Source organism: Burkholderia cenocepacia (assembly GCF_900446215.1).
GTDB lineage: Bacteria > Pseudomonadota > Gammaproteobacteria > Burkholderiales > Burkholderiaceae > Burkholderia > Burkholderia cenocepacia.
On the sequence record NZ_UAQZ01000001.1, the window covers coordinates 974,004 to 997,208 of the forward strand.

Consider the following 23,205-nt stretch of genomic DNA (forward strand, 5'->3'; position numbering starts at 1 on the left):
GCTCAATAACGGATGCGCGGATCGAGCCACGCGTACGCGAGGTCGACCAGCAGGTTGAACAGCACCGCGCAGACGGTCGTCAGCACGACGAGGCCGAGCACCAGCGTGTAGTCGCGGTTGATCGCGCCGTTCACGACGAGCTGCCCGAGGCCCGGCAGCGCGAACACCGATTCGGTGACGACGGCCGCCGTGATCGACGTGATGCAGACCGTGCCGAACAGCGACACGACCGGCATCAGCGCGGGCTTCAGCGCATGACGCAGCACGATCGTCGAGCCCGGCAGGCCCTTCGCCCGCGCGGTGCGGATGTAGTTGCTCGACAGCGTCTCGATCATCGAGCCGCGCATCACGCGCGCGAGCAGCGACACGTTGATGAAGGTCAGCAGCACGATCGGCAGCAGCCGGTATTGCCAGCCGCCGTCGCCCCAGCCACCGGCCGGCAGCCAGCCGTTGCCGGCCGACGTCTTCAGCAGGATCGCGAAGATCCACACGAGCACCGGCCCGAGCACGAACGGCGGCACGACGTTGCCGAAGTTGCCGATCAGCATCACGAAGCGGTCGATCACGCTGTCGCGGCGCACGGCCGCGACGGTGCCGAGCAGCACGCCGAGCACGATCGAGACCGGGATCGACACGCCGCCCACGCCGAGGCTCACCGGCAGCGCCTTCTTCACGAGATCGTTCACCGACCAGTCGACGTAACGGAACGACGGGCCGAGATCGCCGTGCAGCAGCGAGCCGAGATACAGCAGGTACTGCTTCCACAGCGGCTCGTCGAGGTGGTATTTCGCGTTCAGGTTCGCAAGCGTCGCGGCGGACAGCTGCTTCTCCGTATCGAACGGGCCGCCGGGCGTGAAATGCAGCAGCAGGTAGCAGACGGTGATGACCGCGAGGATCGTCGGCACCGCCCACAACGTGCGCCTCAATGCATAGGCCAGCATGATCGCTCCGCTCAGTGCTTGATCAGGTACAGGTCCTGCGAAGCACGCATGTCGATCACGTTCTTCAGCGAATAGCCGCCCACGTAGGGCTTCACGAGACGATCGGCCGAATACTGGAACAGCGGCACCATCGGCGTGTCCTTCATCGCCATGTCGTGCGCCTGCGTGAGCAGCGCGGTGCGCGCCTGGTCGTCGAGCTTCTGGTTGCCTTCGTCGACGAGCGCGTCCATCTGCTTGTTGCAGTAGCCGACGGTGTTCTGCGAGCTGCCGCAGCGGATCAGGTCGAAGAAGGTCATCGCGTCGTTGTAGTCGGCGAACCAGCCGTCGCGCGCGATCTGCACCTTGCCGTCATGCCGCTGCTTCATCAGCACCTTGAACTCGACGTTCTCGAGCTTCGTGGTGATGCCGAGCTTGGTGCGCCATTCCGATGCGGTGAACAGCGCGACCTTCTTGTGCAGGTCGTTGGTGTTGTACGTGAGCGTGAACGACAGCGGCTTCGCGTCCGAGTAGCCAGCCTGCTTCAGCAGGTCCTTCGCGGTCGCGATGCGCTTGGCCATCGGCCACGACGCCCATTCCGGCGTGAACGGCTGCACGCCCTTCGTGCCGTTCGGCATCAGCCCGTACATCGGCTTCTCGCCGGCCTGCGTGAGCTTCGACGTCAGCACGTCGCGATCGATCACCATCGACAGCGCCTGGCGCACGCGCTTGTCCTTCAGCGCCGCGTCGCTGTTGTTCAGGTAGTAGTAGTAGGTCGCGAGTTGCAGGCCCGGGCGCAGTTCGGCGCCGAACTGCTTGCTGACCTGCTGGAAGATGCCCGACGGGATCGAGTAGCTGTAGTCGATCTGGCCGGCCTGGTACATGCGCATCGCGGTTTCGTCGCTTTCGATCGGCAGGTACGTGACCTTGTTGATCACGACCTTCGACGCGTTCCAGTACTTCGCGTCCTTCGTCGCCACGATGCGGTTGTTCGGCTGCCAGTCGACGAGCTGGTACGCGCCGTTGCTGACGATGTTGCCCGGGCGCGTCCATGCGTCGCCGAACTTCGCGACCACGTCCTTGTTCACCGGCGCGAGCGGCGCCATCGCGGTCAGTTCGGGGAAGAACGCGACGGGCACGTCGGTCGTCACCTCGAGCGTGTACGGATCGACGGCGCGCACGCCGAGCGTCGACGGCGCGGCCTTGCCCGCGATGATGTCCTTCGAGTTCTTGATGAACTCGACGAGGATCGTGTATTTCGAGCCCGTCTTCGGATCGACGAGGCGCTGCCACGAATAGACGAAATCGGCGGCCGTCACCGGCTGGCCGTTGCTCCACTTCGCGTCGTGGCGAAGCTTGAAGATCCACGTCTGCGGCGTCTTGCGTTCCCACGACAGCGCGACGCCCGGCACGACCTGGCCGGCCGCATCGATGCGCGCGAGCCCTTCGAACAGGTCGAGGCCGATCGTGTTGCCGGTCCACGATTCGATGTGCGCGGGGTCGAGCGACTCGACTTCGGCGGGCACCTGTCGCGTCAGGTCCTGTTGCGGAGCGAGCGTGACGTTGGACGGAACGGTCACGGCGTGGGCGACGGGCGTCGTCAGGGCGAGCGCGGCCAGCACGGCCGACATGGCATGCAAGGATTTCATCGTGGCAGTCTTGAGAAGGTGTGTTCGGTGAGCGTCGCGCGGCGGATGCCGCGGCTTACGCGTGAGACGCTGACGGGTGCAGCGATTGAGGAGGCCCGTGGTTCTCGTATTGCATGTTAGTATTCCTTACATTTCTTTCGACAGGCATCCCGTCGAAGAAACGAAGGAATACCTGTGCGTTAGAACAGCCTCGGTGTCCCGACCCAGACCACCACCGACTCGATCTTCGCGGTGTTGACCCAGCTGTGCGGGACCGTCGACTGATAGTGCGAACTGTCACCGGCCTGCAGGACGAACGTCTTGCCTTCCAGCGTCAGCGACACTTCCCCTTCAATCACGTACAGGAACTCCTCTCCTGCATGTGTCGTCACCTCGGACCGTTTCTGCCCCGGCGGCATCCTCACGAGGATCGCCTCCAGCTGGCGCCCTTCGGACACGTTCGTCAGCCTCGCGAACAGGTTCGTCGAATCGGCGAACCCGAAGAAGCGCAACTGATCGCCTCGGCAGACCGAGCGTTCTTCACTCGGCGTATCCACGAAGTACTGCACCGTCACACCGAGCGCGTGGGCGATACCGGCCAGCGACGTCAGTGACGGCGACGCGAGCCCGCGCTCGACTTGAGACAGAAACGGCTTCGAAATCCCCGCGGCGGTAGCGGTGTCGTCGAGCGTGCGCTTCAGACGTTGGCGCAACGCGCGAATCTTGCTGCCGAGTGCGACAGCGTCTGCCGATCGCGAGTTTTCAGTGGGGGGAACCATAGCAGGCCGAAAAGTGATCGTCAAAAAATGTTTGATGGAAAGTAACTAAGTTAATTAGAGATAGCTTAATCTTCGGGTTCGTACACGTCTTCGGTGTTGAGCCTGGTGCACTAAACAGGGCACGAAGCGAACGAAACGACGCGCTATCTTGCCAGACTCGCCGGCTTCACAGGCAAGCTGCAAGCGGCTCTCCGGGAATCTTCGGAGGACCTGCGCCAATGCTTACAACTAGATGATGAGACGAATGTTGCTGAAAGCTGCTGCCACATCGGGAGTTTCCCTAGGTAGCGCCCACCTGTCGCACCGGACCGGCACCCGCTACCATGCGCGCGCCGGTCGGGGACCTTCCCCGCCCCATCAGGCGGTGTCCGACCCCGGCCCGGGCTAACCGCCCGACTGTTCCATCGCCTGCACAAGCCTATCCGGCCGATTGTGCACCGGCGCCAGTTCGACCCAAGACGACGCGTGATCCGTGCCGTCCGTTTCAACGAGATTGATGATGCATTCACCTGTTTCCCAAACCCGATCGTTTACGACGGTCTTCCTCATCGAAATGTGGGAGCGCTTCGGCTACTACGGCATGGCCGCGCTCCTGGTCCTCTTCATGGTCGACCGGCTCGGCTTCACCGACAGCCACGCGAACCTGACCTGGGGTGCGTTCACCGCACTCGTCTACGCCGCGCCGTCGATCGGCGGCTGGATCGGCGACAAGGTGCTCGGCGCCCGCCGCACGATGATCATCGGCGCGTCGGTGCTGTGCGCCGGCTACCTGATGCTCGCGGTGCCGAACGATCACCTGACGTACATGTATGCGTCGCTCGGCGTGATCGTCGTCGGCAACGGCCTGTTCAAGGCCAACGCGGCAAACCTCGTGCGCCGCATCTACGAAGGCGACGACGCGCGCATCGACAGCGCGTTCACGATCTACTACATGGCGGTCAACATCGGCTCGACGGTGTCGATGCTCGCGACGCCGTGGATCAAGGATCACTGGGGCTGGCACACCGCGTTCGCGGTCTGCTGCGGCGGCATGCTGCTCGCGATCCTCAACTTCATGCTGATGCACCGCACGCTCGCGCACGTCGGCTCGCAGCCGGACGACGAGCCGATCCGCTGGAAGCGCCTCGGCGCGGTCGCGGCCGGCGGCGTCGGGCTCGCGCTGATCACGCTGTACGTGCTGCAGCACAAGCAGCTCGCGGTCGCGAGCGTGTGGACGGCGGCATTCGCGATCCTCGCGATCTTCGCGTACATGATCGCGAAGTCGGAGCGCTCGGAGCGCGCGGGCCTGATCGCGGCGCTCGTGCTGATCGGCCAGGTGATCCTGTTCTTCATCTTCTACGTGCAGATGTCGACGTCGTTGACGCTGTTCGCGCTGCGCAACGTCGATCCGCGCTTCATGCTGTTCGGCACGACGCTGTTCACGTGGAGCGCCGCGCAGTTCCAAGCGCTGAACCCGATCTGGATCATGCTGCTGAGCCCGGTGCTCGTGTGGGTCTACAACGCCGTCGCGAAGGGCGGCCGCGACCTGCCGGTCGCGGCGAAGTACGCGCTCGGTTTCGGCGCGGTCGCCGCCGGCTACCTGGTGTTCACGATCAGCGGCCGCTACGCGGTCGACGGCCGCGTGTCGTCGTGGTTCATGGTGTGGGGCTACGGCCTGTACTCGCTCGGCGAGCTGCTGGTGAGCGGCCTCGGCCTCGCGATGATCGCCCGCTACGTGCCGGCGCGCATGAGCGGCTTCATGATGGGCGCGTATTTCGTCGCGACGGGCGTGTCGCAGTATCTGGGCAGCGTCGTCGCGAACTTCGCGCAGATGCCGTCGCACGAACTGCCGGCCACCGAATCGCTGCCGCTCTACCTGTCGCTGTTCGAGAAGCTCGGCTGGCTCGCCGCGATCGGCATGCTGCTCGCGCTGCTGCTGCTGCCGCTGATGAACCGCCTGTCGCGCCAGCATCAGCGCTGCACCGACGAGCGCCGCGAAGAAGCGCTGCAGGCGCAGGCCGCCACCGCCGCGCAGTAAGGACTATCCCTCGGCGTGCGGCTCGCACGCCACATTCTCCCGCCAGACACGCGAACGCGTCCTACACTGGTTGCAGGCAACGCATCCGCTTCGCGCGATGCGCACTGGCGGGAGAACACGATGAAAAGCAAGACGACGCGGCTTTTGAGGATTCTGTCGGACATCCGGCACGCGCAGCGCTGCACCGCGATGCGCGCCGCCCGGGCCGCGGCCGAAGCCGATGCGGTCCTCGCGGAGCGCGACGACCCGGCGCAGGACGAACGCGAAGACGCCGAATCCGACGACGCATCCGCCACGCCCCGCTCCCGTATCGGCTCACCTCACTGACGCCGCGCGGCGCCTGCCGCGCCGCCCGCATCCGTCGCGCGCCTACGCCGCCGCGCCGCGCCATCGCGCGATCCACGTTCCCGAACCGGCTACCGCCATCATCAGCCCGACCGCGCATGCGTCGGCCACGAGGCCCACGCCGACATGCCGCAGATCGGCGCTGCGCACGGCCGGATGCAGCAGCGAATCGATCACGAGCGAGATCGCCGCGCCCGCGACGAAGCAGATCAGCCCGCGCTGGCCGACCGCCACGACGGGCCGCACGCCCTGTGCGATCCGCGCGATCCAGCCGAAGCGCACGCAATCGGCCATCAGCCACGCGACGGCCGCGAAGCTCACGACGCGCGGCAGCGCGAGATCGCGCTTGAGCACGCCTTCCGGCACCGGCAGCCCCGAGAACAGCTTGTAGCTCGCGCAGCCGAGCACGATCGCGCATGCGAGCCCGGTCGCCGCGGCGCCCCAGCGGCCGAGCGCGATGCGGCGGTAGAACGGCTGGCAGCGCGCGAGCACGCCGGCGACGAACATCAGTTGCCACGCGAACGGATTGAAGCTCCAGCGGAAACCGTCGGTGTCCAGCAGTTCCGGGCCGAGCCAGCCCGCCGCCAGCCACGACGCGACGCTGAGCGCCACGAGCAGCCACGGATGGCGCCGCGCGAACGGCACCAGCACCGGCGACGCGAGCGCGAACAGCACGTACATCGGCAGCACCGACGCCAGATACGGCTGGCGCTGGAACGTCAGCAGCTCGGCGGCGCCCGTGAGCGGCGACGCGAGCATCACGCTGACGTCGTCGAGCGCGAGGTTCGGCGCATCGATCCCGTAGTGATCGAGCACCACCGACACGACGAGCATCAGCGTCGACGTCGCGAGAAACGCGCGGTAGATCTGCATCGCGCGCCGCACGAAACGCCGCTGCGCGGCGCGCGCGCCGTGCCGCTCGGCGATCGCGCCGTATGCGCTCGCGGTCGCGAAGCCGCCGAGGAACACGAACACCTCGGCCGCGTCGCACAGCGCGAACGCGTGCAGCGTCACGCGCGACAGCACGCTCGCGCCGATGTGATCGACGACGATCATCAACAGCACGAGCCCGCGGAAGAAGTCGATTTCGATCAGGCGGCCGCCGCGCGACGGCTGGACCGTGACGGAAGGCGGCGGGCTCAACGACATGAGCCCACCTGTGCGGCGGCGGTGCGACGCGCACCGTGGAAAGGATCGGGAAAAGGCAGGCGAGCGCGATCGGCGGCGATACGCGTATGCTCGCATCGCGCCAACCCGGCCGGCTTGGCGCGGAGGTGACCGTTCATGGAAAAGCTGCATACGAAGGGAAGTCGGTCAGGCCAGTCTAGTAGCCGATCAGGGGAGACCCTAAGTAACAAAGTGCAACCGAATCTTCTGTTCGATTACAAGCGCGAGCGTTGCGCGGCGAAGCAGGCAGCGTCGCCAGATTCGCGTCAGCGCGTCGCCAGTTGGCGGTCAGGATCGAGGGAGTCGGCGACACAACGCGCGGTGTTCGACGCTCGGATGAAGCGCGACGCGCGGCGCGTTCCGCGCGGCCGGCGCATCGCGACGATGCGGTTAACCGCGCGCGGGCAGGCGCCGCATCAGCATCGCGCTGTGCCAAGCGGTCAGCGCGACGGCGATCCAGATCGGCCCGTACGTCGCGAGCTGCGCGACGCTCAGCGTTTCACCGAGCAGCAGCAGCGACACCACGACGAGCAGCACGGGCTCGACGTAGCCGAGAATCCCGAACAGCGCCATCGGCAGCATCCGGCTCGCCTTCAGGTAGCTCGCCAGCGCGAGCGTGCTGAGGATGCCGAGCCCCGGCAGCAGCACGGCCCACAGCAGCGGATGGCCGGCGACGCGCGTGGTGCTCGTCGCGACCATCGCGAGCGCGATCGGGCACAGCAGCGCGATCTCGATCGCGAACGCGGCCAGCGAATCGGCGTTGATGCGCCGGCGCAGCACGAAATACGGCGGATAGCCGAGCGCGACGACCAGCGTCGGCCATGCGAATGCGCGCGTCGCCCACACCTCGTGCGCGACGCCGAGCGCCGCACAGGCGACCGCCGCCCATTGCAGCGGGTCGAGCCGCTCGTGATAGTAGAAGCGGCCGACGAGCACCATCGTCAGCGGCAGCAGGAAATAGCCGAGCGACACTTCGAGCATGCGGCCGTGCAGCGGCGCCCACAGGAACAGCCACAGCTGCACGCCGAGCAGCGCCGCGCTCACCGGCAGCGCGATCAGCAGGCGCCAGTCGCGCGCGCAGCGCCGCGCCAGCCCGACGAGCGCCGGCCAGCGGCCGCGCAGCGCGATCAGCGCGAGCGCGCCCGGCGCGGTCCACACGACGCGCCACGCGAAGATGTCGAGGCCCGTGAGCGGCGCGAGCAGTTTCGCGTAAGCCGACATCAGCGCGAACAGCGTCGACGCCATCACCGACAGCATGAGGCCGCGCCCCGCCTCCGGATACCCCGTCATGATCGTTGTGCGCCTCTTACTGCTGCTGGAAGCGTTCGAAGCGCTTCTCGGTCCGGCGTTCCTCGAACGTCACCTCGGTCACGCGCGCGGCGGGCGGCCCGTGGCGCAGCCATGCGAGCATCCGGTCGATCTGCGCGCCGGGGCCCTGGATCATCGCCTCGACGGTGCCGTCCTCGAGATTCGCGACCCAGCCGCGCAGCTTCAGCGCATGCGCCTCGCGCACCGTCGCATGACGAAAGCCGACGCCCTGCACGACGCCGCGCACCCGCACGTAGTAGGTCTCGATCCGTTCGTCCAGCTCATTGCGGCTCATTGCGTCGCCCTCCCGTTGCATTCAAGCCCGGCATTGTAGTCGCGTCGGCCGCTTCGCACACGCGCCGGCCGGGCGTCGCCGCGCACGCCGACCACGTACAATCTCGCCGATGCCCAACCGCCGCGCCGCCCGCGCGGCCCTGAAGGAAACGCATGACTGATACCTCCCGCGATCTCGTTCTCGTCACCGGCGCGTCCGGTTTCGTCGGCTCGGCCGTCGCGCGCATCGCGCAGCAGAAAGGCTATGCGGTGCGCGTGCTGGTGCGCCCGACCAGCCCGCGCACGAACGTCGCGGATCTCGACGCCGAGATCGTCACCGGCGACATGCGCGACGAGGCGTCGATGCGCGCCGCGCTGCGCGGCGTGCGCTACCTGCTGCACGTGGCGGCCGACTACCGGCTGTGGGCGCCCGACCCCGACGAGATCGAGCGCGCGAACCTCGAAGGCGCGGTCGCGACGATGCGCGCGGCCCGCGCGGCAGGCGTCGAGCGGATCGTCTACACGAGCAGCGTCGCGACGCTGAAGGTGACGAGCGCCGGCGATCCGTCCGACGAGAACCGGCCGCTCACGGCCGAGCAGGCGATCGGCGTCTACAAGCGCAGCAAGGTGCTCGCGGAGCGCGCGGTCGAACGGATGATCGCCGACGAAGGGCTGCCGGCCGTGATCGTCAACCCGTCGACGCCGATCGGCCCGCGCGACGTGAAGCCGACGCCGACCGGCCGCATCATCGTCGAGGCCGCGCTCGGCAAGATTCCCGCGTTCGTCGATACGGGGCTGAACCTCGTGCACGTCGACGACGTCGCGCACGGCCACTTCCTCGCCCTCGAGCGCGGCCGGATCGGCGAGCGCTACATCCTCGGCGGCGAGAACCTGCCGCTGCAGCAGATGCTCGCGGACATCGCGCAGATGACGGGCCGCAAGGCGCCGACGATCGCGCTGCCGCGCTGGCCGCTGTACCCGCTCGCGGTCGGTGCCGAAGCGGTCGCGAAGTTCACGAAGAAGGAGCCGTTCGTCACCGTCGACGGGCTGCGGATGTCGAAGAACAAGATGTATTTCACGTCGGCGAAGGCCGAGCGCGAGCTCGGCTACCGTGCGCGCCCGTATCGCGAAGGGCTGCGCGATGCGCTGGACTGGTTCGGCTCGGCGGGCTACCTCAAGTAACACAAAGCGGCGCGCCTCGCGCCGCTTTGCGCACTTTGTTACACGTCGCGCGCGGACCGGCATCGGCGCAGCGGTTAAAATCGCGGGTCTTACGCAGAGAAGACACGCATGAACCTGAACGATCAGATCGCTTCGCTCGCCACGGGCGTCGATCAGCTCCTCCACGATCACCACGCCGCGCAGCAGGCGGCACGCAGCGCGGAAGCCTTCGCGCGCGCCGCGGCAGCGGAAGCCCGGGCCGCGGCAGAGCGCCACGCCGCGGCGGAAGCCGACGCGCAGGCCGCCGCGCAGCGCCACACGGCCGCTGCCGCCGATGCCGAAGCCGCGCAGCGGCGCCACGCCGATGCCACCGCCGCCGCCGAAGCGGCCGCCCAACGTCATACGGATGCCGCCGCGCAAGCCGAAGCCGCTTCGCAGCGCCATGCGGAAGCCACCGCGCTGACCGAAGCGCTCGCGCAACGTCACGCGGATGCCGAAGCCGCGTCGCAGCGTCACGCGGCGGCGATCGCCGAAGCCGAGGCCGCCGCGCAGCGTCATCACGCCGCCGCGACCGAAGCCGAAGCGGCCGCGCAACGTCATGCCGCGGCGACCGCCGAAGCGGAAGCCGCCGCGAAGCGCCATGCGGAAGCGACCGCCGAAGCCGAAGCAGCCGCGCAGCGCCACATGGCCGCGATTGCCGAGGCCGAGGCGCTCGCCCAGCGTCACACGCAGGCGCTCGCCGACACGCAGGCCGCCGCCCGGCGTCACGACGAAGCCACCGCGGAGGCGGAAGCCATCACGCAGCGTCACGCCGAAGCGATCGCCCAGGCCGAAGCCGCCGCGCAACGCCACGCCGAAGCGACCGCCGAAGCCGAAGCCCTCACGCAGCGCCACACCGAAGCGATCGCTCAGGCCGAAGCCGCCGCGCAGCACCACGCGAAGGCCATCGCCGACGCCGAGGCGCTGGTCGAGGCCGTCGTCAAGGAAGCCGCGACGAACGCGGTGGCCGCCACGGCGGTGACGGCCGAAGCCGTCGAGCCGGCACCGGCGGATACGCCGGCAGCGGAGCCGGCCGTGCACGCAGTCGCGCCGGTTGCGGCCGAAGCAGCCGAGGTGCCGACCTCAGCCGCCGACGCCGAAACCGCGATCGTCCCGGCGGCGCAAGCCGGCGCCGCGGGCGAAACCGAAACCGACAGCGACACCGTTGCCGCGCCGGCCGACAAGGCGACGCTGCACGTCGCGCGCCCGTCCCAGAACGAACTCACGCTGACCATCAACGGCGAATCGATCACGCTGCATCCGGAGCAACTGGGCCAGCTGATCGAGGAACTCGCGCACGCACGCGCGTCGATGCAGCCGGAGCCGCCGCCCGGCATTCCGGCCGGCTGGCGTTTCGTGACGACGAAGAACCCGATGATGGCCGTGCAGAAGCAGTCGAACGGCGACCGTCTGCTGGTCGCCCGCCACACGGGCTACGGCTGGGTGCCGTTCACGTTCTCGCCGGACGTCGTGGTCCAGATGTACATGATGCTGACCCAGCGGTAAGCGCCGGCATCGGTATACGACACGGCAGAAAATAAAACAGCCCGACCGGTTCACACCGATCGGGCTGTTTGCTGTCCGGCTGCCGGGAGGCATGCCTCCCGGCCCCGTTCAGCGATCCACCGGCGCCTGCACGCGCGCCTTCCACTGGCCGCCCTTGCCGCGCCAGTAACGCCACGCGGACGCGAACGTCGCACCCACATAGAACAGCGCGACGAGCGGCAGCGCGGGCGCCCACAGCGGCGAGCGCCGGTAGTAGCGCAGCATCGGCGCATACGCGGCGCACATCGACGCCCACGCGAGCCACGCCGGCCATGCACGCGCGCCGTAGGCGAGCGCGACGACGGGCGGCACCAGATAGATGATCGTCATCCCGAGCAGCGTGCCGGCCAGCAGCAGCGGCGAATAGTGCAGCTGCGTGAACGCGGTGCGCGCGATCATGTTCCAGATGTCGCGCCAGCTGTCGTACGGGCGCAGCGACACGCTGCGATCGGCGAGATCGAGCCGGATCGGATGGCGGCCGCTGCCGCGGTGCTTGATCTGCGCGGCGAGGCTGCAGTCGTCGATCAGCGCGCCGCGAATCGATTCGATGCCGCCCGCTTCTTCCAGCGCCGTGCGCTTCACGAGCATGCAGCCGCCGGCCGCACCGGCCGTCCGGTTGCGCGGGTTGTTGATCCACGAGAACGGGTACAGCTTCGCGAAGAAGAACACGAACGCCGGAATCAACGCCTTTTCCCAGAACGAGTCGCAGCGCAGCCGCACCATCAGCGACACGAGATCGCGACGCTCGGCCTGCGCACGCGTGACGAGCTGCGCGACGGCGTCGGGCGGATGGCCGATGTCGGCATCCGTCAGCAGCAGGTAGTCGGCCGGCAGGCCGAGCGTCTGCACGGCCGCGATCCCCTGCGACTGCGCCCACACCTTGCCCGACCAACCGGCCGGCAGCGGCTTCGCGGTCAGCACCGTCAGCCGGTCGGCGCGGTTGATCGCGAGCGCGGCCGCGCGGGCCGCGTCGGCGGTGCCGTCGTCGCTGTGGTCGTCGACGATGATCAGATGGAATTCGCCCGGATAGTCCTGCTCGAGCAGCGAAGTCGCCGCGCGAGCGATCACGTCGGCTTCGTTGCGCGCCGGCACCACGGCCACGACGGCCGGCCAGCCCGCCTCGGCCGCCGCGCCGCGAGCCTCGGGCGGCAGCGGCCGCGCGGGCTGCGCGCGCCAGAAGCCGCCGCGCGCGACGAGCAGCACGATCCAGATCACCAGCGACAGGCCGGACACCAGGAAAGCAAGCGCCAGCATCATCGGCCTGCCTCCTGCCGCCCGCCGGCCGGGTAGGAATTAATAGGGGTCAGGAACAAAACGCCCGAAACCGCACGGGCGGAAGGGCAATACGCGTAAGAATCGACGGTCATCGAATGGCCTTGAAATGAGCGCGACGCCGGGCAGCCGGAGCGGCCGCCCGCGAAACCGCGTAGTTTACTGGGTTCCGCGCCCGCCAGCGCCGACGCGGCTCTCCCGCAATTGCAACGGTGCCGACACAGCACCAAAGCACGGACGGCCCGATAGGGTTAAAATGCGCGATTAATTCGGGGTTCCGGGGCCTGGCCGGCCGGTTCGTTCCTGCCTTCATAACATCAAGCCGGGGCGAGCGAGCGAGTGCCAGCTCCTCGAACCCCGGCGTCTGTCGTCGGAGTTCGCTCACCTATGCGAGTCATCCTTGCCCAGCCCCGCGGCTTTTGTGCGGGGGTTGTCCGTGCGATCGAGATCGTCGATCGCGCGCTGCAACAGCACGGTGCGCCGGTCTATGTGCGTCACGAGATCGTGCATAACCGGCATGTCGTCGAAAATCTGCGTAATAAAGGGGCACGATTCGTTGAGGAGCTCGACGAGGTGCCGCACGGCGCTGTCGCGATCTTCAGCGCGCACGGTGTCGCCCAGACGGTCGAGCGCGACGCGCAGACGCGCGGGCTCGACGTGCTCGACGCAACCTGCCCGCTCGTCACGAAAGTGCACGTGCAGGGGCGCCAGTACGTCGCGGCGGGCCGCCGGCTGATCCTGATCGGCCATGCGGGCCACCCGGAAGTCGAGGGCACGATCGGCCAGATTCCGGCCGAGGTGATCCTCGTGCAGAGCGAAGCCGAAGTCGATACGCTGACGCTGCCCGTCGATACGCCGGTCGCGTACATCACGCAGACCACGCTGTCGGTCGACGACACGCGCGGCATCATCGAAGCGCTGCAGCGCCGGTTCACCGACCTCGTCGGCCCGGACACGCGCGACATCTGCTATGCCACGCAGAATCGCCAGGCCGCCGTGCGCGAGCTGAGCGAACAGGTTGACGTGCTGCTCGTCGTCGGTGCGACGAACAGCTCGAACTCGAACCGCCTGCGCGAGATCGGCACCGAAAGCGGTGTGCCGAGCTATCTCGTCGCCGACGGCTCGGAAGTGAAGGCCGAATGGTTCGCGGGCGTGCAGACGGTCGGCCTGACCGCCGGCGCGTCGGCGCCCGAAGAGATGGTCGAGGATGTAATCAGCGCGCTGCGCGCGCTGGGGCCCGTCGATGTCGCGACGATGGCGGGCCGTGAAGAAAAAGTCGAATTCAAGTTGCCGGCGAAGCTCACGCAAGCTGTCGCCCGCGAAGTTTAAGGAGGACATCCCTTGTCTATTCCGCTGCTCCAGCAAGTCCGTGTCGGCGCCTACATCGTGCGCCAGCACCTGTCCGGCAACAAACGCTATCCGCTCGCGCTGATGCTCGAGCCGCTGTTCCGCTGCAACCTCGCGTGCAACGGCTGCGGCAAGATCGATTATCCGGATCCGATCCTGAACCAGCGCCTGTCCGTCGAGGAATGCCTGCAGGCCGTCGACGAGTGCGGCGCGCCCGTCGTGTCGATCGCCGGCGGCGAGCCGCTGCTCCACAAGGAAATGCCGGAAATCGTCAAGGGCATCATGAAGCGCAAGAAGTTCGTGTACCTGTGCACGAACGCGCTCTTGATGGAAAAGAAGATGGACGACTACCAGCCGAGCCCGTATTTCGTCTGGTCGGTCCACCTCGACGGCGACAAGGACATGCACGACCATTCCGTGTCGCAGGAAGGCGTGTACGACAAGGCGGTCGCGGCGATCAAGGAAGCGAAGCGCCGCGGCTTCCGCGTGAACATCAACTGCACGCTGTTCAACGATGCGATCCCCGAGCGCGTCGCGAAGTTCTTCGACACGCTGGGCCCGATCGGCGTCGACGGCATCACCGTGTCGCCGGGCTACGCGTACGAGCGCGCGCCGGATCAGCAGCACTTCCTGAACCGCGACAAGACGAAGAACCTGTTCCGCGAAATCCTGAAGCGCGGCGAAGGCGGCAAGCGCTGGTCGTTCAGCCAGTCGTCGCTGTTCCTCGACTTCCTGGCCGGCAACCAGACGTACAAGTGCACGCCGTGGGGCAATCCGGCGCGTACGGTGTTCGGCTGGCAGAAGCCGTGCTACCTGGTCGGCGAAGGTTACGTGAAGACCTTCAAGGAACTGATGGAAACGACGGAGTGGGACAACTACGGCGTCGGCAACTACGAGAAGTGCGCGGACTGCATGGTCCACTGCGGCTTCGAGGCGACGGCCGTGATGGACACGATCTCGAACCCGCTGAAGGCGCTGCGCGTGAGCCGCAAGGGCATCAAGACCGACGGCCCGTTCGCACCGGACATCTCGATCGCGAAGCAGCGTCCGGCCGAGTACGTGTTCTCGCGCCACGTCGAGATCAAGCTCGAGGAAATCCAGCGCGCCGGCAAGGGCAAGCTGCAGAAGCCGGCGAAGTCGGCAACGGCCGCTTAAGTCGCGCGTTGCGCCGCGAGAAGGTTCGCGCCTTCGCAGCGGCTGGAATCGAAAAAGCGCCACGGAGTTCATTCGCTCCGTGGCGCTTTTTGTTTTGACGGACGCCGTGTGACGCGCAGCGCTTGCGCGCCTGCGTGCGAGGCCGAGCGTCGGTTGCCTAGCTGCGCGACTCCGCCGCGGCGATCAGTTGCCAGGCGGTCGGGCCCGGATCGAGCAGCGGGTCGGACGGCGGATCGAGATCGTGCGGATGCGCTTCCTCGGACGGCAACGTCTGCGCTTTCGCAATGCCGATTTCGTCGCCGCATACGGTGCATCGATAGATGCCCGCCACCGTCACCTTGCTGCCCGGCGGCAGATTCTCGCTGAATGCGCGGCCACTTCCGCACGTGAAGTAGCCGCCGCTCCTGTATAGCGCCATCGCTCCTCCTGACCGAAACGAATGCGTTCGCGCCGACACGCATGCTCGTCGCAAACGCGAGGATGGATCGTCGTCCGGACACGCCGGGTTCCAGTCATGGCATTAGACGGCGCGCGGCCGCGCGATGGAATCGGACGCGTATGAAACACGGCCCGTGGGCAGCCACTCAATGCAGAACGGCCGGCTCCCGCATCTTCGCCGCGGCCTGCGCGACGAGCCCCGGCTGTTCGGCAGAGGCGAACGTGCAGACATGACGCCACAGCTCGGCCAGCCGATGCCGCGTGAGCGTCGCGACGCACGCGTCGTTCGCGGCGAGCACGCGTTCGAGTACCGCGCATTCGTCGTCGTGCAGCGTCCATGCCCCGCTTTGCGCGGCGCGCGCCACGCTCGCGTCCAGCACGCGCTCCGCGTCGACGCACAGGTCGATGGTCGCGTCGGGAGAGACCGCATCGTCGAGCGCGAGGAACACCAGATACACGCTCGTGCGCAGCCGCATCAGCAGCGTTTCGCTCCCGTGCTCGCCGCGCAGCGCGACCAGCGCCATATGGCATTTCAGCGAGATGTCGCGGGCATGCGCGGGCGGCAGCGGCAGCAGCCATTCGCGCGTCAATGGCGGATGGCGACGACCTTTTCGGGCAGCCTTCATGATTCGCCCCCGCTCGCGGACACGTCGCCCTTCGCCGATCCCGGCCACGCGCCACGGCACACGACGGCGCCGCGGCCCGCGTCGCGCAGGGTGTTCGCCCGGCGTCGCATGCCGTGCACATCGGCGCGCCGTCGCGTCGAACCCGCTTCCGGCAGCCTGCGTATCGCCGACACACGCCACACGCCGGACAATCGGTTGGGGCATGCCATGATCGTCTCCTGCATCAAAACGTGTTCTCGCCCTTCAGGTAGTACGCGGTTTTCACGAAGAACGCCTTCACCGGATGGCCGGTCTGCGCGTCGCGGGCCGCCCGCGCTTCCATCGCGGCCTTCTCGTCGCGCCACCGGTCGGGCATCGGGTTGTTCACGCGCGCGAGGGCGCGCTGCATCGCGAGCGGATAGTTCTGGTTGCCGGCCGTCGTCGCGCGATAGCCCGCGCGCGTCATCTGCATCAACTGCACATCGGTCTCGGCACGCGCCGCCGACCAGGTCAACGGCGCGGCATGCGGGGTGTCGCCAGCGCCGATCGACTGCGCAAAACCGACGGCAGGCAGCGCAACCAGTGCGCAGGAAAGAACAGCAACGGGAACGAGGGATCGCATAATGGCCTCCAGATGGTTGTCTCCGCATCGATCCATCATCGATGCGTTGAAATCATCGTATGTCGGGCCGCATCCCGCTTGAATAGCCGAATCCGCAATTGTTATTTTCAGGTGCGGCATTCGGCGTGCGCACCGCGTCATTCGCGAATCCCGCCGGCATGGAATTTCTTTATTTCATTCAATGACCTGATCGGATTTTTACCGACGATCCGGTGGGGCGCTCACGCCGCTCTTTCAATTTTCGAAATGACGTGTTGCCGGTGCGATGCCGGCCAGCGCGCCTGCCCGCAAGGCTCCGGCGTGATATCGCGCACGCGGATCGCGCCGAAACGATTTCAGCGGATCGGCCGATTCTCCTGATGCAGGACAAATCATCCGCATCGACTTGCCGGATCGAGACACGACGCAAGCGGCGAGGACGCGCGATAATCACGCATCGGTCGTTTCGCACGGCATCTCACGCATTCCCCTTTTCAATCGAGTCCCTCCATGGCTGCCCTCGACATTACCGCCATCGACAGCTGGCACGCGCACGTCTATTTCGATGCGGCGAGCCGCGACGCGGCCTGGGCGTTTCGCCAGGTCGTCGACGCGCGGTTCGGCGCGGTCATCGAACTCGGCCGCTTTCACGAACGCCTCGTCGGCCCGCATCCGGCCTGGTCGTACCAGATCGCGTTCGACGCCACCCGATTCGACGACATCGTGCCGTGGCTCGTGCTGAACCACGGCGCGCTCGACATCTTCCTGCATCCGAATACGCACGACGAACTGCGCGACCATCGCGATTGCGCGGTGTGGATCGGCAAGTCGTATGCGCTCAATCTCGACGCGCTGGCCGGCTGAGGGCCGACGTCCGACCGCGTTCGCCGCGGCGCGGCATCCACGTTTCGGGGCGACGTGAAACGTCTCGCGACGGTACGCCCGTACAGTGGTTTCCGTGATCGACTTCCGGAATTCCGCCATGACACCCGCAGACACCGATGCCGACGCCCGGCGCATCCATGAAGACTGGCACGCCGCCGTCATCGCCCGCGACCTCGACGCGCTGATGTCGCTGTATGCCGACGACGCGGTGCTCGAAACCCCGCTCGTCGTCGCCACGCTGCCCGCGCACGGCTCCGGCGTGCTGCACGGCAAGGCCGCGATCGGCGCATTCTTCGCGGCCGGCCTGCGCAATCCGGACAACCCGCTCGGGCGCTGGTACCGGACCGGGCTGTTCTTCTCGAATGGCCGTCAGCTCGTCTGGGAATACCCGCGCGCAACGCCGGACGGCGATCAGGTGGATCTCGTCGAAGTGATGGATCTGCGCGACGGGCTGATCGCGCATCATCGCGTGTACTGGGGATGGGTCGGGTTCAGCGCGCTGCGCGGCGCCGCGCGTCGGTAGCGCCTTACTCCGGCCGACGCGCCACGCACGCGGCGTCACCCGCTCGACGCCCCGTGCCGCTCACGCGACATACATCGCGACACTGACGAACTGGCACAGGCTGCCGGCCAGCACGAAAAGGTGCCAGATGCCGTGGCCGTGGCGAATGCGTTCGTCGTTGATGAAGAAGTAGATCCCCGCGCTGTAGATCAAGCCGCCGGCCACGAGCCATGTGGTGCCGATCGGCGGCAGCGCATGGATCAGCGGACGCACGGCGACAAGCGCGAGCCAGCCCATCAGCACGTACAGGATCATCGACAGCAGGCGCGTGCGGCGCCCGAGCGTCAGTTCCTGCACGATGCCGAACACGGCGAGCCCCCAGCTCACGCCGAACAGCGACCAGCCCCACGGGCCGCGCAGCGTGACCAGCGTGAACGGCGTGTAGCTGCCGGCGATCAGCAGGTAGATCGCCGAATGGTCGCATTTCTGCAGGATCGCCTTCAGGCGCGGGTTGCGCACGCTGTGATACGCGGTCGAGATCGCGTAGAGCAGGATCAGCATCGCGCCGTACACGCTGAAGCTCACCACCTTGTACGGGTCGCCTTCGAGCGCGCCCATCGTCACGAGCGCGACGAGGCCGGCCACCGACAGCACCGCGCCGACGAGATGGGAAATGCTGTTGAAACGCTCACCGGCATGCACGACGTGTTCTCCTGCGGGGCCATCGGGAAAAGAGGGAGCCCTATGATACCGGCGGCCGGATATCGCCGTGCTGCGCCCGGGCAAACGGCTGGCGCGCGCCGTGCGAGGCGCGCCGCCGGCCCGCCAAAGAAAAAGCGCCGCGACATTCGTCGCGGCGCTTCCCTTTCGATCACCGAACCGATTCGTCAGGTGATTGCAACGGCCCGGTTCAGCAACACTTCCCGGCACCCGACCCGTAGCGCGCATTCTGACGCTCGCGGAAGAATTCCTCGTACGTCATCGGCTCGCGGTCCGGATGGGTTTCGCGCATGTGCGCGACGTAGGTATCGTAGTCGGGCAGGCCGACCATCAGCCGCAACGCCTGCCCGAGGTAACGCCCCGCGCTGCGCAGGTCGCTGCCAAGATCGCTGAACATCGCGGCCTTCCCTTAACGTCCGCTGCCGAGCGCCTGCGCGGCCGGCATCGCTTCGTACGGCGTCTCACGCACGGTCGGCTTCGACTCGCGGCGCGCGCGCAGCACGGCGATCACGCCGTACACCGCGATCGCCACGACGACGAAGATGAACAACCCGGCCAGCGCCGCATCGATGTAGTCGTTGAAGATGATCCGCTTCATCTGCGCGATCGACTTCGCCGGCGCGAGGACCTTGCCTTCGTCCACCGCGGCCTGCAGCTTCGCGGCGTGCGCGAGGAAGCTGACCTTCGGGTTCGCGTCGAAAATCTTCTGCCAGCCGGCCGTCAGCGTGCAGATCAGCAGCCAGACGGTCGGCACGATCGTCACCCACGCATAGCGCTCGCGCTTCATCTTGAACAGCACGACGGTGCCGAGCACCAGCGCGATCGCGGCGAGCATCTGGTTCGAGATGCCGAACAGCGGCCACAGCGTGTTGATGCCGCCGAGCGGATCGACCACGCCCTGGTACAGGAAGTAACCCCACGCAGCCACGCACAGCGCGGTGGCGACGAGGTTCGCCGGCAGCGATTCGGTGCGCTTGAGCGCCGGGTGGAACGTGCCGAGCAGATCCTGCAGCATGAAGCGGCCCGCGCGCGTGCCGGCATCGACGGCCGTCAGGATGAACAGTGCCTCGAACAGGATCGCGAAGTGATACCAGAACGCCATCATCGCTTCGCCGCCGATCACCTGGTGCAGGATGTGCGCCATGCCGACGGCCAGCGTCGGTGCGCCGCCCGCCCGCGCGATGATCGTCGTTTCGCCGACGGCCTTCGCGGTCTGCGTCAGCATGTCGGGCGTCAGCACGAAGCCCCATTGCGTGACGGTGTTGGCGACCGCTTCCGGCGTCGAGCCGAGCACGGCGGCCGGCGCGTTCATCGCGAAGTAGATGCCCGGCTCGATCACGCACGCGGCGACCAGCGCCATGATCGCGACGAACGATTCCATCAGCATCGCGCCGTAACCGATGAAGCGCGCGTTGGTTTCGTTGTCGATCAGCTTCGGCGTCGTACCCGACGAGATCAGCGCGTGGAAGCCCGACACCGCGCCGCACGCGATCGTGATGAACAGGAACGGGAACAGGTTGCCCGACCACACCGGGCCCGTGCCGTCGACGAACTTCGTCAGCGCGGGCATCTTCAGTTCCGGTGCGACGACCAGGATGCCGATCGCGAGGCCGAGGATCGTGCCGATCTTCAGGAACGTCGACAGGTAGTCGCGCGGCGCGAGCAGCAGCCACACCGGCAGCACCGACGCGACGAAGCCGTAGCCGATCAGGATCCACGTGAGCTGCGTGCCGCTGAACGTGAACCACGCGGCGAGCGTCGGCGAATCGTGCACCTGCTGGCCGAACGCGATCGACGCCATCAGCAGCACGAAGCCGATGATCGACACTTCGCCGATGCGGCCCGGACGGATGTAGCGCGTGTAGACGCCCATGAACAGCGCGATCGGAATCGTCGCGGCGACGGTGAACGTGCCCCACGGCGAATTGGTCAGCGCCTTCACGACGATCAGCGCGAGCACCGCGAGGATGATCACCATGATCAGGAACGCGCCGAACAGCGCGATCACGCCGGGCACCGTGCCGAGCTCCATCTTGACGAGATCGCCGAGCGAACGGCCGTCGCGGCGCGTCGAGATGAACAGCACGATGAAGTCCTGCACCGCGCCGGCGAACACGACGCCGGCCAGGATCCACAGCATGCCGGGCGTGTAGCCCATCTGCGCGGCGAGCACGGGGCCGACCAGCGGCCCGGCGCCGGCGATCGCGGCGAAGTGATGGCCGAACAGCACGTACTTGTTGGTCGGCACGTAGTCGAGGCCGTCGTTGTACTTGACCGCCGGCGTCATCCGCAGCCCGTCGAGCTGCATGACCTTGCTGGCGATGAAACGGCTGTAGAAGCGATACGCGATCAGATACACGCAGACTGCGGCGATCACGATCCAGAGGGCACTGACGCGCTCGCCGTGCGCGAGTGCGATCGTGCCGAATGCGAACGCGCCGAGTAGCGCGACCGCGATCCAGAGCAGGGTACTGGAAGCCCGATTCATGGCGTCTCCTGGTCTCCAATGTGTTTTTGAGTGGATGCGGCGAGGGCCGAACCCGCGTGACGTCGATGCGTCGTGCCGCAGCCTCGCGGAGACTGCGGCGATGGGCCGTAGTATTCCGCGCGACGGGGGCCGCTTACAAGCGGACAACTACGTATGACGATCTACGTAGAATTACGTAGATCGTTGGCGCGTGCGCGCCATCGGGCGACGATTGCCCGCGACCCGCGAGCCACGTACAGTATTTGTCTGCCTCCATTCCGGAACCGCCATGCCGATCGCATTTCAGAAGATGAACGCGAATGGCGATGACTTCGTCATCGTCGACCTGCGCGGTCGGAAACACGATCGCGCGCATCCCGTCGACGGCGACCTCGTGCAGCGCATGGGCGATCGGCATCGCGGCATCGGCTTCAACCAGCTCGCGGTGATCTCGGACGGCGACGACGCGGCCGCGCGCGTCGCGTTCTGGAACCCCGACGGCTCGGCGCTCGATACCTGCGGCAGCGCGACGCGCGGCGTCGCATGGAAGCTGATGCGGGAAACCGGCGCGGCGTCGATCGTGCTGCGCACGAATCGCGGCCGCCTGCACTGTTCGCAGGATGCGGACGGGCTGATCAAGGTCGAGATGGGCGCGCCGCGGCTCGGCTGGCAGGACATACCCTTCGCCGAAGCCGCCGACACGCTCGCGCTGCCGCTGCCGGGCACGCCGGCCGCCTGCAGCATGGGCAATCCGCACTGCACGTTCTTCGTCGACGATCCCGACACGCTCGACGTCGCCGCACTCGGCCAGGCGATCGAAGCACATCCGCTGTTTCCGCAGAAAACCAACGTCCATTTCGTGCGGGTCATCGATCGCACGCACATTCGCCTGCGCATCTGGGAACGCGGCGGCGGCGTGCCGCTCGGCTCCGGTTCGTGCTCGTGCGGCGCGGTGGTCAACGGCATCCGGCGCGGGCTGCTCGACGATACCGTGCGGGTGACCTGCGACGGCGGCGACGTCGCCGTTCACTGGGACGGCGCCGGCAGCGTGTTCCTGAGCGGGCCCGTGACGGCCGGCTTCAGCGGAGTGTGGCCGTCATGACCGACGACGCACAAACCTTCCACGCGCTGCGCCCGCGCCTGCAGAAGATCGCGTACCGGATGCTCGGCTCCGTCGCGGATGCCGAGGACATCGTGCAGGACGTGTGGCTGCGCTGGCACGACGCGGCGCGCGACAGCATCGAGAACGCCGAGGCGTGGCTCGTCGCGGTCACGACGCGCACGTCGATCGATCGCCTGCGCGCGGCGAAGATCCGGCGCGAGCACTACACGGGTATCTGGCTGCCCGAACCGGAGCTCGGCGAATCGCCCGCGACGCCCGAGGAAATGACGGAGCGCGCGAGCGACGTATCGGTCGCGTACCTGCTGTTGCTCGAACGGTTGACGCCGGAAGCGCGCGCGGCGTTCCTGCTGCACGAAGTCTTCGAATTCGACTACGACCGGATCGCCGACGCGATCGGCAAGACCGAAGCCGCGTGCCGGCAGCTCGTCAGCCGGGCCCGCGCGCGGCTGCGCGACGACACCCCGCCGCGGCATGCGGTGCCGCATGAAACGCATCGCCGGCTGCTGCAGACGTTCACGCATGCGCTCGCGCAAGGCGACTTCCCGTCGATCCAGGCGTTGCTCGCCGAAGACGCGATGCTGATCGGCGACGGCGGCGGCCACGTCCAGAGCTTCCCGAAACCGATGGTCGGCGGCCGGCGCATCGCTCAACTGTTCTATGCGACGTGGTTGCGCTGCGGCAGCGGCGTCGAAATGCGGCCGGTCGTGCTGAACGGCGAGTGGGCGATGCTGCGCTTCATCGACGGACAACTCGAATCGGCGATGTCGTTCGACACCGACGGCACGCGCATCGGCCAGATTCTCGTGCAGCGCAACCCGGAGAAGCTCGCCCGGATCGCGAGCGCCTGCGCCGCCGGCTGACCCGCGCATCGCCGCGCGCCGGCGCCGGCCGCGCTCGCCGCCGAGCCCGGA

The 23,205-nt window shown here is 67.4% G+C and carries 23 protein-coding genes; 10 read left to right on the forward strand and 13 right to left on the reverse strand.

Features of this window, described 5'->3' with window-relative positions:
- Window positions 1-2: 2 nt before the first annotated feature.
- From DTA15_RS04550 to DTA15_RS04565, 3 genes are all read right to left on the reverse strand, one after another.
- Window positions 3-941, reverse strand: a complete 939-nt coding sequence (locus DTA15_RS04550; protein ID WP_006490137.1) for an ABC transporter permease subunit — start codon at window positions 939-941, stop codon at window positions 3-5.
- An 11-nt stretch (window positions 942-952) separates the two neighbouring features.
- The gene (locus DTA15_RS04555) at window positions 953-2,566 is read right to left on the reverse strand and encodes a peptide ABC transporter substrate-binding protein (RefSeq protein WP_012493623.1); all 1,614 of its coding nucleotides are present in this window, start codon (window positions 2,564-2,566) and stop codon (window positions 953-955) included.
- Between the two features lie 179 nt (window positions 2,567-2,745).
- Window positions 2,746-3,324, reverse strand: coding sequence for a cupin domain-containing protein (locus DTA15_RS04565; protein WP_006490124.1), 579 nt, complete (start codon window positions 3,322-3,324; stop codon window positions 2,746-2,748).
- A 496-nt stretch (window positions 3,325-3,820) separates the two neighbouring features.
- Between DTA15_RS04565 and DTA15_RS04575 the strand changes: the two genes are divergently transcribed.
- Together DTA15_RS04575 and DTA15_RS04580 are read left to right on the forward strand one after the other, a co-directional pair.
- Window positions 3,821-5,341: a peptide MFS transporter gene (locus DTA15_RS04575; RefSeq protein ID WP_006490183.1), complete on the forward strand. Its 1,521-nt coding sequence runs from the start codon at window positions 3,821-3,823 to the stop codon at window positions 5,339-5,341.
- Window positions 5,342-5,461: 120 nt separating this feature from the next.
- Window positions 5,462-5,668, forward strand: coding sequence for a hypothetical protein (locus tag DTA15_RS04580; RefSeq protein WP_006490170.1), 207 nt, complete (start codon window positions 5,462-5,464; stop codon window positions 5,666-5,668).
- 42 nt (window positions 5,669-5,710) lie between these two features.
- On the opposite strand, the gene DTA15_RS04585 is transcribed toward DTA15_RS04580, so the two are convergent.
- The 3 genes from DTA15_RS04585 to DTA15_RS04595 all read right to left on the reverse strand — a co-directional run bounded on the left by DTA15_RS04585 (window position 5,711) and on the right by DTA15_RS04595 (window position 8,456).
- The gene (locus DTA15_RS04585; protein ID WP_006490174.1) at window positions 5,711-6,835 is read right to left on the reverse strand and encodes an OpgC domain-containing protein; all 1,125 of its coding nucleotides are present in this window, start codon (window positions 6,833-6,835) and stop codon (window positions 5,711-5,713) included.
- A gap of 408 nt (window positions 6,836-7,243) precedes the next feature.
- Complete coding sequence (gene rarD, locus DTA15_RS04590; protein WP_012493625.1) at window positions 7,244-8,143, reverse strand: EamA family transporter RarD; 900 nt, start codon at window positions 8,141-8,143, stop codon at window positions 7,244-7,246.
- A 16-nt stretch (window positions 8,144-8,159) separates the two neighbouring features.
- Window positions 8,160-8,456 (reverse strand): acylphosphatase, encoded by a 297-nt coding sequence (locus DTA15_RS04595; RefSeq protein WP_006480292.1) that lies wholly within the window; start codon window positions 8,454-8,456, stop codon window positions 8,160-8,162.
- A 152-nt stretch (window positions 8,457-8,608) separates the two neighbouring features.
- Between DTA15_RS04595 and hpnA the strand changes: the two genes are divergently transcribed.
- A complete protein-coding gene (gene hpnA, locus DTA15_RS04600; protein WP_006483842.1) occupies window positions 8,609-9,616 on the forward strand; it encodes a hopanoid-associated sugar epimerase in 1,008 nt (335 codons plus the stop codon).
- A 108-nt stretch (window positions 9,617-9,724) separates the two neighbouring features.
- Entirely contained in the window at window positions 9,725-11,140 is a 1,416-nt protein-coding gene (locus tag DTA15_RS04605) for a hypothetical protein (protein ID WP_012493626.1), read from the forward strand.
- A gap of 108 nt (window positions 11,141-11,248) precedes the next feature.
- Here DTA15_RS04605 and DTA15_RS04610 read toward each other — a convergent pair whose 3' ends face one another.
- Complete coding sequence (locus DTA15_RS04610; RefSeq protein ID WP_012493627.1) at window positions 11,249-12,436, reverse strand: glycosyltransferase; 1,188 nt, start codon at window positions 12,434-12,436, stop codon at window positions 11,249-11,251.
- A 402-nt stretch (window positions 12,437-12,838) separates the two neighbouring features.
- Between DTA15_RS04610 and ispH the strand changes: the two genes are divergently transcribed.
- Both ispH and hpnH read left to right on the forward strand, forming a co-directional pair.
- Window positions 12,839-13,780 carry a 4-hydroxy-3-methylbut-2-enyl diphosphate reductase gene (gene ispH, locus DTA15_RS04620; protein ID WP_006485062.1) on the forward strand — a complete coding sequence of 314 codons (942 nt, stop codon included), beginning with the start codon at window positions 12,839-12,841 and terminating at the stop codon, window positions 13,778-13,780.
- A 12-nt stretch (window positions 13,781-13,792) separates the two neighbouring features.
- Window positions 13,793-14,953, forward strand: a complete 1,161-nt coding sequence (gene hpnH, locus DTA15_RS04625) for an adenosyl-hopene transferase HpnH (protein ID WP_006480287.1) — start codon at window positions 13,793-13,795, stop codon at window positions 14,951-14,953.
- A gap of 157 nt (window positions 14,954-15,110) precedes the next feature.
- Here the strand turns inward: hpnH and DTA15_RS04630 are convergent, their stop codons facing one another.
- The 3 genes from DTA15_RS04630 to DTA15_RS04645 all read right to left on the reverse strand — a co-directional run bounded on the left by DTA15_RS04630 (window position 15,111) and on the right by DTA15_RS04645 (window position 16,618).
- On the reverse strand, window positions 15,111-15,371 hold the full coding sequence (locus tag DTA15_RS04630) for a hypothetical protein (protein ID WP_006485063.1): 261 nt from the start codon (window positions 15,369-15,371) through the stop codon (window positions 15,111-15,113).
- A 166-nt stretch (window positions 15,372-15,537) separates the two neighbouring features.
- Window positions 15,538-16,017 carry a hypothetical protein gene (locus DTA15_RS04635; RefSeq protein WP_006485040.1) on the reverse strand — a complete coding sequence of 160 codons (480 nt, stop codon included), beginning with the start codon at window positions 16,015-16,017 and terminating at the stop codon, window positions 15,538-15,540.
- A gap of 223 nt (window positions 16,018-16,240) precedes the next feature.
- A complete protein-coding gene (locus DTA15_RS04645; RefSeq protein WP_006485009.1) occupies window positions 16,241-16,618 on the reverse strand; it encodes a hypothetical protein in 378 nt (125 codons plus the stop codon).
- Window positions 16,619-17,107: 489 nt separating this feature from the next.
- On the opposite strand from DTA15_RS04645, the gene DTA15_RS04650 reads away from it, so the two are divergent.
- Window positions 17,108-17,461, forward strand: a complete 354-nt coding sequence (locus tag DTA15_RS04650) for a DOPA 4,5-dioxygenase family protein (RefSeq protein WP_006485027.1) — start codon at window positions 17,108-17,110, stop codon at window positions 17,459-17,461.
- A gap of 118 nt (window positions 17,462-17,579) precedes the next feature.
- The gene (locus DTA15_RS04655; protein WP_006485036.1) at window positions 17,580-18,005 is read left to right on the forward strand and encodes a nuclear transport factor 2 family protein; all 426 of its coding nucleotides are present in this window, start codon (window positions 17,580-17,582) and stop codon (window positions 18,003-18,005) included.
- Window positions 18,006-18,065: 60 nt separating this feature from the next.
- On the opposite strand, the gene trhA is transcribed toward DTA15_RS04655, so the two are convergent.
- From trhA to DTA15_RS04670, 3 genes are all read right to left on the reverse strand, one after another.
- The gene (gene trhA / locus DTA15_RS04660; protein ID WP_006485015.1) at window positions 18,066-18,686 is read right to left on the reverse strand and encodes a PAQR family membrane homeostasis protein TrhA; all 621 of its coding nucleotides are present in this window, start codon (window positions 18,684-18,686) and stop codon (window positions 18,066-18,068) included.
- 208 nt (window positions 18,687-18,894) lie between these two features.
- Window positions 18,895-19,101 (reverse strand): YbdD/YjiX family protein, encoded by a 207-nt coding sequence (locus tag DTA15_RS04665; RefSeq protein WP_006480280.1) that lies wholly within the window; start codon window positions 19,099-19,101, stop codon window positions 18,895-18,897.
- A gap of 12 nt (window positions 19,102-19,113) precedes the next feature.
- Window positions 19,114-21,192, reverse strand: a complete 2,079-nt coding sequence (locus DTA15_RS04670) for a carbon starvation CstA family protein (RefSeq protein WP_006485014.1) — start codon at window positions 21,190-21,192, stop codon at window positions 19,114-19,116.
- Between the two features lie 268 nt (window positions 21,193-21,460).
- Here DTA15_RS04670 and dapF point away from each other — a divergent pair, with 268 nt between their 5' ends.
- Together dapF and DTA15_RS04680 are read left to right on the forward strand one after the other, a co-directional pair.
- Window positions 21,461-22,273 (forward strand): diaminopimelate epimerase, encoded by an 813-nt coding sequence (gene dapF / locus DTA15_RS04675; protein ID WP_006485041.1) that lies wholly within the window; start codon window positions 21,461-21,463, stop codon window positions 22,271-22,273.
- Entirely contained in the window at window positions 22,270-23,154 is an 885-nt protein-coding gene (locus tag DTA15_RS04680; RefSeq protein WP_006485031.1) for an RNA polymerase sigma-70 factor, read from the forward strand. Before dapF ends, DTA15_RS04680 begins: the two co-directional genes overlap by 4 nt.
- The last annotated feature ends 51 nt before the right edge of the window (window positions 23,155-23,205 follow it).

What these genes read in the sequence shown, in the direction of transcription:
- DTA15_RS04550 (WP_006490137.1), bottom strand. Translation starts at nt 941, where the DNA reads ATGCTGGCCTATGCATTGAGGCGCACGTTGTGGGCGGTGCCGACGATC.
- DTA15_RS04555 (WP_012493623.1), bottom strand. Translation starts at nt 2,566, where the DNA reads ATGAAATCCTTGCATGCCATGTCGGCCGTGCTGGCCGCGCTCGCCCTG.
- DTA15_RS04565 (WP_006490124.1), bottom strand. Translation starts at nt 3,324, where the DNA reads ATGGTTCCCCCCACTGAAAACTCGCGATCGGCAGACGCTGTCGCACTC.
- DTA15_RS04575 (WP_006490183.1), top strand. Translation starts at nt 3,821, where the DNA reads ATGATGCATTCACCTGTTTCCCAAACCCGATCGTTTACGACGGTCTTC.
- DTA15_RS04580 (WP_006490170.1), top strand. Translation starts at nt 5,462, where the DNA reads ATGAAAAGCAAGACGACGCGGCTTTTGAGGATTCTGTCGGACATCCGG.
- DTA15_RS04585 (WP_006490174.1), bottom strand. Translation starts at nt 6,835, where the DNA reads ATGTCGTTGAGCCCGCCGCCTTCCGTCACGGTCCAGCCGTCGCGCGGC.
- rarD (WP_012493625.1), bottom strand. Translation starts at nt 8,143, where the DNA reads ATGACGGGGTATCCGGAGGCGGGGCGCGGCCTCATGCTGTCGGTGATG.
- DTA15_RS04595 (WP_006480292.1), bottom strand. Translation starts at nt 8,456, where the DNA reads ATGAGCCGCAATGAGCTGGACGAACGGATCGAGACCTACTACGTGCGG.
- hpnA (WP_006483842.1), top strand. Translation starts at nt 8,609, where the DNA reads ATGACTGATACCTCCCGCGATCTCGTTCTCGTCACCGGCGCGTCCGGT.
- DTA15_RS04605 (WP_012493626.1), top strand. Translation starts at nt 9,725, where the DNA reads ATGAACCTGAACGATCAGATCGCTTCGCTCGCCACGGGCGTCGATCAG.
- DTA15_RS04610 (WP_012493627.1), bottom strand. Translation starts at nt 12,436, where the DNA reads ATGATGCTGGCGCTTGCTTTCCTGGTGTCCGGCCTGTCGCTGGTGATC.
- ispH (WP_006485062.1), top strand. Translation starts at nt 12,839, where the DNA reads ATGCGAGTCATCCTTGCCCAGCCCCGCGGCTTTTGTGCGGGGGTTGTC.
- DTA15_RS04630 (WP_006485063.1), bottom strand. Translation starts at nt 15,371, where the DNA reads ATGGCGCTATACAGGAGCGGCGGCTACTTCACGTGCGGAAGTGGCCGC.
- DTA15_RS04635 (WP_006485040.1), bottom strand. Translation starts at nt 16,017, where the DNA reads ATGAAGGCTGCCCGAAAAGGTCGTCGCCATCCGCCATTGACGCGCGAA.
- DTA15_RS04645 (WP_006485009.1), bottom strand. Translation starts at nt 16,618, where the DNA reads ATGCGATCCCTCGTTCCCGTTGCTGTTCTTTCCTGCGCACTGGTTGCG.
- DTA15_RS04650 (WP_006485027.1), top strand. Translation starts at nt 17,108, where the DNA reads ATGGCTGCCCTCGACATTACCGCCATCGACAGCTGGCACGCGCACGTC.
- DTA15_RS04655 (WP_006485036.1), top strand. Translation starts at nt 17,580, where the DNA reads ATGACACCCGCAGACACCGATGCCGACGCCCGGCGCATCCATGAAGAC.
- DTA15_RS04665 (WP_006480280.1), bottom strand. Translation starts at nt 19,101, where the DNA reads ATGTTCAGCGATCTTGGCAGCGACCTGCGCAGCGCGGGGCGTTACCTC.
- DTA15_RS04670 (WP_006485014.1), bottom strand. Translation starts at nt 21,192, where the DNA reads ATGAATCGGGCTTCCAGTACCCTGCTCTGGATCGCGGTCGCGCTACTC.
- dapF (WP_006485041.1), top strand. Translation starts at nt 21,461, where the DNA reads ATGCCGATCGCATTTCAGAAGATGAACGCGAATGGCGATGACTTCGTC.
- DTA15_RS04680 (WP_006485031.1), top strand. Translation starts at nt 22,270, where the DNA reads ATGACCGACGACGCACAAACCTTCCACGCGCTGCGCCCGCGCCTGCAG.